At 73.0% G+C, this 12,648-nt stretch carries 8 protein-coding genes; 5 read left to right on the top strand and 3 right to left on the bottom strand.

Annotation, left to right across the window (positions count from 1 at the left end):
- Nucleotides 1-72: 72 nt before the first annotated feature.
- Nucleotides 73-1,257, bottom strand: a complete 1,185-nt coding sequence (gene eccE / locus Actkin_RS29545) for a type VII secretion protein EccE (protein ID WP_258905057.1) — start codon at nt 1,255-1,257, stop codon at nt 73-75.
- A 501-nt stretch (nt 1,258-1,758) separates the two neighbouring features.
- On the opposite strand from eccE, the gene eccB reads away from it, so the two are divergent.
- The 3 genes from eccB to Actkin_RS29530 all read left to right on the top strand — a co-directional run bounded on the left by eccB (nt 1,759) and on the right by Actkin_RS29530 (nt 4,803).
- On the top strand, nt 1,759-3,375 hold the full coding sequence (gene eccB / locus Actkin_RS29540; RefSeq protein WP_189209524.1) for a type VII secretion protein EccB: 1,617 nt from the start codon (nt 1,759-1,761) through the stop codon (nt 3,373-3,375).
- A gap of 62 nt (nt 3,376-3,437) precedes the next feature.
- Complete coding sequence (locus Actkin_RS29535; protein ID WP_189209525.1) at nt 3,438-3,752, top strand: DUF2563 family protein; 315 nt, start codon at nt 3,438-3,440, stop codon at nt 3,750-3,752.
- Nucleotide 3,753: 1 nt separating this feature from the next.
- On the top strand, nt 3,754-4,803 hold the full coding sequence (locus tag Actkin_RS29530; protein WP_258905056.1) for a WXG100 family type VII secretion target: 1,050 nt from the start codon (nt 3,754-3,756) through the stop codon (nt 4,801-4,803).
- Nucleotides 4,804-4,942: 139 nt separating this feature from the next.
- On the opposite strand, the gene mycP is transcribed toward Actkin_RS29530, so the two are convergent.
- Both mycP and eccD read right to left on the bottom strand, forming a co-directional pair.
- Nucleotides 4,943-6,361: a type VII secretion-associated serine protease mycosin gene (mycP, locus tag Actkin_RS29525; protein WP_189209526.1), complete on the bottom strand. Its 1,419-nt coding sequence runs from the start codon at nt 6,359-6,361 to the stop codon at nt 4,943-4,945.
- Complete coding sequence (gene eccD / locus Actkin_RS29520) at nt 6,361-7,758, bottom strand: type VII secretion integral membrane protein EccD (protein ID WP_229786662.1); 1,398 nt, start codon at nt 7,756-7,758, stop codon at nt 6,361-6,363. The genes mycP and eccD overlap by 1 nt, the downstream gene beginning before the upstream one ends.
- A 133-nt stretch (nt 7,759-7,891) precedes the next feature.
- Between eccD and Actkin_RS29515 the strand changes: the two genes are divergently transcribed.
- Nucleotides 7,892-8,593, top strand: coding sequence for a hypothetical protein (locus tag Actkin_RS29515; protein WP_258905055.1), 702 nt, complete (start codon nt 7,892-7,894; stop codon nt 8,591-8,593).
- Between the two features lie 48 nt (nt 8,594-8,641).
- Nucleotides 8,642-12,631 (top strand): type VII secretion protein EccCa, encoded by a 3,990-nt coding sequence (eccCa, locus tag Actkin_RS29510; RefSeq protein WP_189209528.1) that lies wholly within the window; start codon nt 8,642-8,644, stop codon nt 12,629-12,631.
- Nucleotides 12,632-12,648 lie beyond the last annotated feature (17 nt).

Here is a 12,648-nt window from a genome sequence, read left to right as displayed (position 1 = left end):
AGCCTGCTGCTCACGGCGCCTCCTCGCAGGCTCCGAGACGCCGTGGCATCAATGATTCGCTCGCAAGCTCACTCATACCTGTCCTCCCAGCGGCAGCGACGCGGCCAGGCCCGCGGCCTGCAGCCCGCGCAGCGGGGTGAGGGTGACGCCGATGCGGTCGGCGATGGCGGTCAGCCGCTCGTCGGCGTGCCCGAGCTCGTCGGGGTTGCGGGCGCTGACCCGCACCAGCCCGCGCAGCCCGACCGCGCCCTCGTCCGCGCCGGGCGAGATCGACATGGTCACGGTGGCCGACAGCGCGCGCACGCTGGTGAGCGTGTTGAGGCTCTGCGCGGCCTTGCCCTGCGGCCAGCCGGTGATGGCGTAGCTGGCGTGGCCGATGCCCGCCGCGGTCACGCCAGTCCAGCGCTCGCGCAGCGACACCCGCGCCTGCGACCCGGCGACGCCGGTCAGCTCGGCGGCGGAGATGCCCGCCTTCAGCAGCTCGTCGGGGTCCAGCGGCCGGGTCGGCACGCCCCGCGACTCCAGCGCGTTGCGCACGCGGGACAGCGCGCCGATCAGCGCGCGGTGGGCGCCGACGACGCCGCCGCCGCGCTCGCGCACCGCGGCCGGGCAGCGCCTCGGGTCCAGCCGCACCGCGACCCACGTGCTGCGCCGCGCCGCTGCCGACAGCCCGCCGAGGACCTCGAGGTAGGACGCCAGCGCGGGGGAGTTCGGCGGCAGCGCCGCGCTGCCGGGGTAGCAGTGCCAGATGACCTGGATCGCGTCGAGCACGACGCCGCGGTCCTCCAGACAGGGGGCCAGCGCGGCCAGCGGCAGGTTCGGCGTCGCGCCGACCTTGGTGATCAGCGCGGGCGCGGGGTCGACCAGCAGCACCGCCGTCCAGGTGCCCTCGTGCCACGCCAGGCCGACCGGCTTGCGCTCGTGGTCGACGCCGTGCGCCACCACCAGGTCGGGGACGGCCAGCCGCAGCAGGGCGACGCGCGGGTCGTCGGGGCCGGTGACCTCGGCCTCGCTGCCCGGGGCCATCTGCTCCATGGTCACCACGCCCGTGGGCTTGGTCACCCTGGTGTGGGAGCGGGCCAGATAGCGCGTGGTGACGGTGACCCACTGGGTGAACCAGCGGCCGCGCCAGCGCAGGAACGCCACCACCAGCGCGACGGCCGCGATGCCGATGGCGACGTAGACCAGCTTGAGGTTGATCGCCAGCAGGATCAGCCCGATCGCCAGGCCGACCTCCAGCACGACCAGGTTGGCCACCGGCAGCGGGCCGAGGCTGGCACCGCGGGCGCGCCTGCGCGCGGAGACCCTGGTCGGCGGCGGCCCGGCCGGGCTCGCGCCCGCCGGTCCGCCCGGTCCCCCTGGCCTGCCCGGCCCACCGGGGCCGCCCGGCCCGCTCGGTCCGCCAGGTCCACCGGGGCCGCCAGGTCCACCCGGGCCGCCGGGCCCACCGGGACCACCCGGGCCGCCGGGACCGTTCGGCCCCCCTGGCCTGCCGGGTCCCCCCGGTCCGCCGGGGCCACCCGGTCCACCGGGTCCGCCTGGGCCACCCGGTCTGCCCGGACCCCCAGGTCCGCCCGGCCCGGGACGCGGCGGTTGTCCCGGCGGTGGTGTCCTGCCATGGCGCGGCGGAGTGGTCACGGACATCCGATCGATCATTCCCCTAGTGTCGGTGCCGGTTCTCGGGAACCGGCATACGGCGCACGGCCGTACGACTATCCTGCGGAACCGTACCGCGACGGGGAGAGCTGCAGGCCGAGAATGCCATCAACACCGACGACGAAGTCCCAGGTTCAGGCATACCGCTTCGTGCTGCGCAGAATGCAGTCGGCACTGGTCCGCAAGGACGCGGTGATGCTGCACGATCCGATGCGCACCCACACCAGAGCCACGGTCGTCGGCATCTGCCTGGGCGCGATCGGCCTCATCGGTTTCCTGATCGTCGGGCTGCTGAGCCCGTCGCCGAAGCCGCCGGACAAGGACGGCATCATCATCGCGCAGCCGTCCGGCGCGGTGTACGTGCTGTTGAACGGCACCCCCAAGGGACAGGTGCTGATCCCCACCTTCAACCTGACCTCGGCGCGCCTGCTGCTGCTGTCGCGCAGCTCGCCGGAGGCGCAGGGCGTGGGCAGCCAGGTCGAGGAGGGCGAGACGCCGGTCAGCGCCGTGCCCGCGCCGACCTTCGTCGCCGACGAGAAGCTGGAGGGCATCGCCCGCGAGCGGATGGCGGGCATCCCCGACGCGCCGCAGCTGCTGCCGGAGAAGGACGAGCAGCGCATCTCCGACCACTGGGCCGTGTGCGACGAGTACCAGCTCGACCGCAGCCTGAACGACCCGTCCAGTCAGGACAAGATCGAGACCACGGTGCTCGGCGGCATGCCCGAGCTCGGCCCCGAGCTCGGCGACAAGGCCGCGCTGCTGGTCGAGGCGCCGACCAAGAAGGTCTACCTCGTCTACCGCACGCCCAGCTCGGCCAACCGCCCCAACACCAGCACGGTGCGCGCGGAGGTCGACATGACCAACGACCGCGTGGTCGACGCGCTGAACCTCGACCGCAACAACGTCCGCAAGATCACCGTCGGCCTGCTGAACGCCATCCCGGAGGCGGCCGCCCTGCGCTCGCCGGAGATCCCCGGCCGCGGCGGCGAGAGCAGCGCGGGCATCGCGGGCCTCAAGGTCGGCGACGTGCTGGAGGTCGAGCGCGCGGGCGAGCTCGTCTACTACGTGGTCCTGCGCGACGGCGTGCAGCAGATCAAGAAGACCACCGCCGACCTGATCCGGTTCACCCAGTCCCGCCAGACCGACATCCCGCGCATCGCCCCGGACCAGCTGCCCGGCCAGGTCCTGCGCGACGCGGTCGAGGAGAAGGACTTCCCCGAGGTCGTGCCCGAGGTGCTGACCCCGACCAACTTCCCGGTCGTGTGCCTGGGCTGGGCGGTCGTCGGCGAGGGCCCCAACGCCCAGGGCCAGACCAAGGTGCACGTCGGCCAGACGCTGCCGGTCCCGGTCAACGCCACCGGCGAGCCCGGCGTCGTCGACATCACCTCGCCCAACGCCGACGGCGGGAAGATCGAGCACTTCTACATGCCGCCCGGCAAGGCGGCCGTGGTGCGCGGCTCGGTGTCCCCGGCCGACTTCACCACCGGCCCGATCTACCTGATCTCCGACCGCGGCGTGAAGTACGGCATCCCGGACGCCCGCACGGCCGGGGCGCTCGGACTGTCCAAACAGTCCCCCGCCCCGGACGCGATCGTCCGCCTGCTGCCCAACGGCGCGTCGCTGAACGCCCGCGACGTCCTGCAGACCTTCGACTCCGTCCCGGTGGGCGACGGCGTGTTCACCGAGCAGGCCAAGCCGCAGGAGCAACCCGTCCCCTAGGGGAACCGGGCAGAACGGCCTACCGTCGGACGGGTACCCGCCTGGCTAAGGAGGACCCGCGGATGGCCGTGATCAAGGTCGACCCCGACTGGGTCGGCGGCTACGCGAAGAAGGTCGCGTCCGCCGCCGCCGAACTGTCCGACGGCGCCGCGGTGCTCGACACCGCGCCGCTGGGGCCGGAGGCGTTCGGCTCGCTGGGGCGGACGGTGCGCATCGCCGACGCCTACCAGCGCGCGTCCTCGGCGCTGCGCGCGCAGCTCGACCGCGGCGCGGAGTCGCTGGCGGCCGCGGCCGAGAGCCTGACCGAGGTCGCCGGGAAGTACCGCACGTCCGACGACGACGGCGCGGTGGCGCTGCGCCGCAGCGGGGGTGAGTGACGTGGCCGTCGTCAGCGCGGTGGGCGCGCCCAGGGGCGGGCCGGACGGCTCCGACGTCGAGGCGGGCATCGGCCCGTACCTGGACTTCCTGTCCCGGCTGTGCGCCGAGCTCGGCGTGCCGGACCCGGTCGAGGAGTACTTCGCCCCGGTCGTCGGCCGCTGGAGCGACCTGCACGCCGAGGCCGACCGCTACCGGGCGGTGGGCGCGATCGCCGAGCAGGTCTCCACGGACCTGACGGCCCCGCTGGGCGGCCTGGACGCCGCGTGGCAGGGCGCGGACGCCGACTCGTTCATCGAGTACATGACCAAGATCGGGCTCGCCGGCAACGACATGTCCGACGCGATGACCACGATGGCCGACGTCCTCGACGAGACGGCGGACGGCCTGCGGGAGATCGTGGTCACCCTCGCCGACATGCTCGTGGACACCGCCGAGACCGCGGGCCACGGCCGCGGTCTCGGCGACGACCGGACCCGGTTCTACCTCGACCAGATGCGCAGGCCCGGCCAGGAGCTGTTCGACTCGGTGCGCCAGGTGCTCGAGGCGCTGGTGCGGCTGTGCGAGGGCATCGACGGCTCCGCCGCGTTCAAGGACGTGGCGATGGCCCACACGTTCCCCGAGGCGGACTGGGCGATCTCGGCCCCGACGGTCAAGCCGGTGGAGGCGGAGACGCCGTCGGTCGCGTCCGCGGGCGGCGCCGGGGGCGGCGGGGGTGTCGGCGGCGGGGGCGCGGGCGTCGGCGGCGGCGCCGGAGTCGGCGGCGGGAGTTCGGTGTCCCCGCCCGCGCCCGGCGACTGGGTCGCCGCTGGCGAGGCGGGCCAGTCGAAGCAGCCAGCGGCGGGCGCGGCGGCCGCGGCCGCGGCGGGTGGTGCGGGCGCGGGCCGCGGCGGCATGGGCGCCATGGGCATGCCGATGATGGGCGGCATGGGGGCCATGGGCCAGCAGGGCGGGGCGAACGAGCACAAGCCGCGCAACCGCGTGCAGGGCAAGCCCGAGGACATCTTCGGCAAGCCCGCCAAGGCGTCCCCGTCGGTCATCGGCGACGACTGAGGTTCCGCCTGGTTCCCCGGCGCCGCCGGGGAACCAGGCGCTCCATCGGCGGCGGGCTCCGGGACGCGGTCGAGTCGGCGGCGTCGGTAGCCGCAGGGGTCCCGCCTGATCCCCCCGGCGCGGCCGAGGGGATCAGGCGCTAGGCCTGGCCGCGGGCCTCGGAGCGCAGTTCCGGGCGGTTGCGGCGCACGGTGTGCACCACGAACAGCGTGATCAGCAGGAGCAGCAGCCCGCCGCCCGCGCCGATCAGCGCGACGTGCATGGGCGTCCAATCCTTGACGACCGCGGGCGGCATCTGCATCTGGACGTCGACGCCCTCCTCGGCGGGGATGCCCTGCTCCGCCGGGATCATCGCGGTCAGCGCGCCGATCGGGTTGATCATGCCGTGGCCGACCAGGTTGTCGTGCCCGCCGGGCGCGGCGGGGTGCGACGCGGTGAGCCGGATCCGCTCCATCACCTGGCGCGCGGACAGGTCGTCGTAGCGCTCGCGGATCAGCGCGGCCAGCCCGGCCACGTAGGGCGCGGCGAAGCTCGTGCCCTGGATGGTGCTCTTCTCGCCTTCCTTCTTGATGTGCAGGTTGGCGAGGCCGTCACCGGAGGGGTCGAGGGAGATGATGTCGGTGCCCGGCGCGGAGACGCTGACCCACGGGCCCTGGACGGTGAACGGAGCCGGGTCGCCGTCGCGGTTGACCGCCGCCACCGAGAGCACGTCGTCGCGGAACCACGGCGGGGTCACGATGTGCGTGGGGTTGTTGGGGTCGTAGCCGTTCTGGGAGTCCGGGCAGTTGTCGTCGTCGGTGTTGCCCGCGGACGTCACGAGCACGACGTCCTTCTGGTCCACGGCGTATCGCATGGCGGCCTGCAGTTCCCGCTCGCCGCTGTCGATCAGGTACTCCGCGGCCAGGCGGCAGCGGTTGACCGACATGTTGATGACGTCGGCGCCGGAGTTGGCGGCCAGCACGACCGCCTGCGCCAGCGTGTGCAGGTTGCCCGCGTTGACCTCGCGGCGCTGGCCGTTCTGCTCGATCTCGGCGGTGTAGTTCGCGCTGGACTGGCGGATGCTGAGGATCGTCGCGTCGGGCGCGATGCCCATGAAGCCGATGTCGGAGCCCGCGGGCGGCTTGGCGGCGATGATGCCCGCCACCATCGTGCCGTGCCCGTCGCAGTCCTCCAGGCCGTCGTGCTCCTTCTTGACGTAGTCGCCGATGCCCTGCAGGCGGTCGCCGAGGTAGGGGTGCCGGGACACGCCGGTGTCGATCACCGCGACCTTGACGCCCTTGCCGGTCGCGAACTTGTGCAGGGTGTCGAACTGCAGCTTCGACTGGCCCCACGGCTTGTTCTTGATGTCGATGTTGTCCTTGTGCCCGCGGATGCACTGGGTCTTCAGGTTGTACTGCAGGTTCGGGTCCGTCCCGCCGGGGATCGGCGTGCCGGGCGGCAGCGGCGGCGGCAGCGCGCCCGCGGTCGTGGGCTCCTGGGCCACCGCTGGCTGGACGGGCACGGCCAGCGCCAGCCCGGCGGCCAGCGCCAGGGCGGGGATGCGGGTGCGGCGGCGCATCAGATGTTGAAGTCGACGTGGCGCAGGACCGCGTACAGGTTCATGACCGCGAGCGCCAGCGGCAGGACCACGGCGATGCAGATCGCCTCGAACACCTCGACGCTGCGCCGCAGCGGCGGCGAGAACCGCTGGCGGGGGAACACCACGCCGAGCACCAGCGCGCCTGCGGCGACGACCACCAGCGCGCCGAACACCCACAGCAGGCGCTCGAACGGCGGCATCGCCATCATCCAGCCGATGAGGATGCCCGTCGCGCCGAGCATGCCGGTCGCCAGCAGCGCGATCGCCTGGCTGCCGTTGGCGTAGGTGCGCCCGCGCAGCAGCAGCACCAGCGTGGCCACCACGCCCAGGATGACGCCCCACGGCCCGGGCGCGGACGCCGTCACGATCGCGCCGATCGCGGTGACCACGCCGCAGCCGACGATCATGCCGGTCATGTACTCGTGGGCCAGGCCCGCCCGGCGCTCGATGGAGCGGTAGTCCGGGAAGCCGGTGTCCTCCTTGAGGTCCTCGGCGCTGCCCGGCACGTTCGGCAGCGGCAGCCTGGCCAGCTGGATGGTCAGCCGGGGCAGCAGCGACAGCGCGGCCAGCGCCACCGCGACCGCGCCCGCGGCGATGCCCGCGGCCGGGTGCGCGATCAGCGTGGCCACGCCGAAGGCGAGCACGCCGAGACCGGCGGCGGTGCCCGCGGCGACGAAGGTGGTCACGCCCGCGCCGATCAGCATGATCGACGCCGATGCCACGATCAGCACCAGCGCGGAGGCCAGCAGCAGCGAGGCCCGCCCGGTCGCGCCCGGCACGATCGCCAGGCCGCTGACGAAGGCCATCGGCAGCGCGCCCGCGGCGGCGATCAGCACGCCGGTCGTCTTCTCCTGGTAGCCGCGGGCGATCACCGCGCCCAGCGCCACGAACACCACGGCGGCCACGCCCGCGGTGATCGCCGGGCCGAGGTTGCCCCCGCCCCACATCGGGCCGCCCATCCAGACCGCGGCCGCGCCGAGGACCAGCGCGAGCGCGCCCGCGATGTGGCCGATGCGCCGGGCGGTGTCCTTGGTCCACGGCCGGTAGCTGTCCGGCGCGGACTCGGCGATGGCGTCGACGACGTCGTCGTAGAGCGGGGGCGGCGGGTTCTCCGCGCGCTTGCGCAGCTGGAGCATGTCGCCGTCGACGATGCCGAGCGAGCCCAGCGTGCGGCTGGGGTCGAGCGGGACGTCGCCCATCTTGGCCAGGCACCAGCCGCCGTGCCGCGCGCCGCCGTCCGGGGTGGCCTCCTTGGCCATCTCCAGCAGCATCGACATCAGGTCGGCCACCGGCACGTCCGCGGGCAGCGCCACGTCGATGCGCGTTCTCGGGGCGAGTACCGTCACCCGGCTGAACACGGTCGTCCCCGTTGCCACCTCAGCTGCCCCCTAACCTGGCCGATCACGTCCCGGCTGCCCCGAGACGGCCCCTAGTATGGCCGCACCGATCCGCGCGGGTGAGCCGGTTGGCGCAGAAACCGGACGCGCGGGGAGCAACAGGGGGATAACGATGGCTGTTTCGCCTGCCCAGCGCGGCGTAGTCCACAAGGTCCTCCCGCTCGTGCTCGTGCTGGGCGCTCTCGGTTTCGGCGTGATGACGGCGACCGGGACGCGGCCCGTCGCCGTGTTGCCGTCCCTCTGCTTCGCCGCGGCCGTCGTGGCGGCGCTCTCCCCGGCCGGACGCACGCTGCCCGGGCGGATCGCGCTCGGTGTGGTGCTGGTCACGGCCGCGGCGGCGATCACGGCCGTGTTCGTGACCACCCGCGACAGCGACCTGACGGCCGTCCTCATCGGTCTCGCCCTCCTCGCCGTGGCGCTGGTGTGGCTGCTCTCCGGCGAGACGGTCCGCGCCGCGTGGCCGGTCACCGCGTACGCGCCTGCCGTGGCCGCGGTGAGCGCCGCGCTGCTGATGGCGGTGCGGTTCGTCCAGACGTCCGCCCAGGCGTCGTCCCTGCTGCACGGCGGGCTCTCCCTGCTGATCGCCGTCCTGCTCGCGGTGGCGTCGGGCACGGCTGGCCCGGCCCGGTTCGCGCTCGGCGCGCTGGGCGTCGCCCTGTCGGCGGCACTGGTGTACTTCCTGGCCATCGGCGGTCCCGGCGTCCCCGCGATCGCGCTCGCCGCGGTGGCCGCCGTCGCCGCAGTGGCCGCGATCGGCCCGCTCGACAAGAGCCGTTCGGCCGAATCGTCGGACGCGCGTCTGCCCGTTCGGTAGGTTTCTCGCACAGCGTCAGGTCCCGCCCAGGAGAGAGGTGTCCTCCCGGTGAGCACGCTCCAGTTCAAGCGTTCGCCGCGCATGGCCGCGCCCCGCCAGCCCGGCGGCGAGGTGCACCTGGAGCCACCCCCGGAGGTGCCCAGGGTGATCCCGGGCAGCATCGTGATGAAGCTGCTGCCCGCGGTCATGATCGTCGCGTCCATCGGCATGATGGCGTTCATGTTCGTCGTCGGGAACAGGAACCCGATGTCGCTGATGTTCGGCGCCATGTTCCTGATGTCGACGATCGGCATGATGGCCGGTGGCGGCGGGCGCGGCGGCGGCCAGAAGAAGGCCGAGATGAACGAGGACCGCAAGGACTACCTGCGCTACCTCGGCCAGATGCGCGACCGGGCCCGCGAGGCCGCCCTCGACCAGCGCGCCGCCCTGGAGTGGACCCACCCGGACCCGCAGGCGCTGTGGTCGATCGCCACCAGCCGCCGGATGTGGGAGCGCCGCCAGGCCGACGCCGACTTCTGCCACCTGCGCGCGGGCCGCGGCTCGCAGCGGCTGGCCACCCGGCTCGTGCCGCCGCAGACCGGCCCGGTCGACGAGCTGGAGCCGATCGCCACGCTGGCGCTGCGCCGGTTCGTCCGCGCCCACTCGATCGTGCCGGACCTGCCGATCCAGGTCGCCATCCGCGGGTTCGCCGCCGTCGGCATCGCAGGCGACCGCGACCGCACCCGCGGCCTGGCCCGCGCGCTGCTGGCCCAGCTGGTCACCTTCCACAGCCCGGACGACGTGCTGATCGCCGTGGTGACCTCGGGCAAGGCCAAGCAGGAGTGGGAGTGGGCCAAGTGGCTGCCCCACGTGCAGCACCCGACGATGGTCGACGGCATCGGCCAGCTGCGGATGATGGCCGGGTCGCTGGCCCAGATCGAGCACTGGCTCGACGACGAGCTGCGCGACCGGCAGCGGTTCACCCGCAACGCCCCGCCGCAGCCCGACCAGCCGCACATCGTGATCGTCATCGACGACGGCGAGGTCACCCGCGAGGAGAACATCATCCTGGAGGAGGGCCAGGTCGGCGTCACGCTGCTGGACCTGTCCGACTCCCTCGGCGCGCTGACCGCCCGCCGCGGCCTGCGCCTGGTGGTCGAGGGCGACAAGCTCGGCGCGCGCAGCGCCAGCGGCGTGGAGTGGTTCGCCTCGCCGGACACGCTGACCGTCGCCGAGGCCGAGGCGCTGGCCCGCAAGCTCTCCCCCTACCGGCTCGGGCAGGGCCAGGCGGACTCCGGCGAGGAGGACGCGCTCGCCGCCAACCCGACGCTGCTGGAGCTGCTGGGCATCCCCGGCGACCCGATGACCTTCGACGTGCAGCAGGCGTGGCGGCCCCGGCCGGTCCGCGACCGCTACCGGGTGCCCTTCGGCATCGGCGAGTTCGGCCAGGCCGTCGAGCTGGACATCAAGGAAGCGGCGATGGAGGGCATGGGCCCGCACGGCCTGTGCATCGGCGCGACCGGTTCCGGCAAGTCCGAGTTCCTGCGCACCCTCGTGCTGGGCATGCTGGCCACGCACTCGTCGACGACGCTGAACTTCGTCCTGGTCGACTTCAAGGGCGGCGCGACGTTCCTCGGCCTCGACGGCGCCCCGCACGTCTCCGCGGTCATCACCAACCTCGCGGGCGAGATCACGCTCGTCGACCGCATGAAGGACGCGCTGGCGGGCGAGATGAACCGCCGCCAGGAGGCGCTGAAGAACGGCGGCAACTTCAAGAACGTGTGGGAGTACGAGAAGGCCCGCGAGAACGGCGCCGACCTCGACCCGCTGCCCGCGCTGTTCATCGTCGTCGACGAGTTCTCCGAGCTGCTGTCGGCCAAGCCGGACTTCATCGACCTGTTCGTCATGATCGGCCGACTGGGCCGGTCGCTGCAGATGCACATGCTGCTCGCCTCGCAGCGCCTGGAAGAGGGCAAGCTGCGCGGCCTCGACTCGCACCTGTCCTACCGGATCGGTCTGAAGACGTTCTCCGCGGCAGAGTCCCGCGCCGCGATCGGCGTGCCGGACGCCTTCGAGCTGCCGTCGATCCCGGGCTCGGGCTACCTCAAGTACGACACCAGCACGATGGTGCGGTTCAAGGCCGCCTACGTCTCCGGCCCGTACCGGCCCGCGGGCATGCAGGCCGCCGGACCGGTGGCCGCGGTGAGCGGCGACCGGCGGGCGAAGCTGTTCGTGCCCGACTACGTCGAGATCCCCAAGGAGCCGGAGAAGCCGGTCGTCCCGGTCAAGGAGGAGCCCAAGCCCGAGGGCGGCCACGAGCCCAGCGAGCTCGACGTCATCGTCGGGCGGCTGGTCGGCCAGGGCCCGCCCGCGCACGAGGTGTGGCTGCCGCCGCTGAACGAGCCGAACTCCCTCGACACGCTGTTCCCGCCGCTGCAGCCCACGGAGGACCGGGGCCTGTCCCCGGTCGGCTTCTACGGCAACGGCAGGCTGCAGATCCCGCTCGGCATCATCGACAAGCCCTACGAGCAGCGCCGCGACCTGCTGTGGGCGGACTTCTCCGGCGCCGCGGGCCACGCCGCCGTCGCGGGCGGCCCGCAGACCGGCAAGTCGATGCTGCTGCGCACGATGATCATGTCGATGTCGCTGACGCACACCCCGCAGGAGGTGCAGTTCTACTGCGTCGACCTCGGCGGTGGAACGCTGGCGTCGCTGGAGGGCCTGCCGCACGTCGGCGGTGTCGCCGGTCGTCTCGACCCGGACAAGGTCCGCCGCATGATCGCGGAGGTGAGCGGCCTGGTCACCGACCGCGAGGGCCGCTTCCGCGACATGGGCATCGACTCGATGACCGACTACCGCAACCGCAAGCGCCGCGGCGAGCTGGCCGACGACCCGTTCGGCGACGTGTTCCTGATCATCGACGGCTGGCTCAACTTCCGCCAGGAGTTCGAGAACCTGGAGATGCAGGTCGTCAACCTGGCCGCGCAGGGCCTGTCCTACGGCATCCACGTCGTCGTGGCCGCCAACCGCTGGGCGGAGATCCGCCCCGCGCTCAAGGACCTCATGGGCACCCGGTTCGAGTTGCGCCTCGGCGACCCGTCGGAGTCCGATGTGGACCGCCGGGTCGCGGTGAACGTCCCGGCCGGACGCCCCGGCCGCGGCCTCTCGCGCGACAAGCTGCACTTCCTCGTCGGCCTGCCCAGGGTGGACGGTTCCAGCAACGCCGAGGACGTCGCGAACGGCGTGCAGGACGCCGTGGCCAAGGTGTCCGCGGCGTGGCGCGGGCGGCCTGCGCCCAAGGTGCGCCTGCTGCCGGAGGTCATGCCGTACGAGGACCTGCTCGCGATGGACACCCGCCGCGACACGCACATGGTGCCGATCGGCGTGGACGAGGAAGACCTCGCGCCGGTGTACCTCGACTTCGACAACGAGCCGCACTTCATGGCCTTCGCCGAAGGCGAGTCGGGCAAGACGAACCTGCTGCGCACGATCGTGCGCGGCATCATGGACCGGTACACGCCCAAGGAAGCCGTCATCATCCTGGTCGACTACCGCCGGACGATGCTGGGCTTCATCAACACCGACCACCTGCTGTCCTACGCGGTGTCGTCCAACCAGCTCGGCGACATCGTCAAGGACGTCCGCGGCTCCATGCTCAAGCGGCTGCCCGGCCCGGACGTGACGCAGGAGCAGCTGAAGAACCGGTCCTGGTGGAAGGGCCCCGAGCTGTTCGTCATCGTCGACGACTACGACCTGGTGGCGCCGCAGGGCAACAACCCCCTGCAGCCGCTGGCCGAGTTCCTGCCGCAGGCCAAGGACGTCGGGCTGCACGTCGTGGCGGTCCGCCGCACCGGCGGCGCCGCGCGCGCGATGTTCGACCCGATCCTGGGCAAGCTGCGCGAGATCGCCAGCCCGGGCATCGTGATGTCGGGCAGCAAGGACGAGGGCGCCCTGCTGGGCACGGTGAAGCCGTCGGCCATGCCGCCCGGCCGAGGCACCCTCGTCAGCCGCAAGGCGGGCCAGGCCCTCATGCACGTGGCCTGGATCCAGCCGGACTGACCCCGAGCGCGACGGTT

Origin of the sequence: Actinokineospora sp. UTMC 2448, from assembly GCF_024760565.1 — a bacterium.
Lineage (GTDB): Bacteria > Actinomycetota > Actinomycetes > Mycobacteriales > Pseudonocardiaceae > Actinokineospora > Actinokineospora fastidiosa.
Note: the sequence above shows the minus strand (reverse complement) of the source record. Positions and strands in the feature narration are given on the sequence as shown.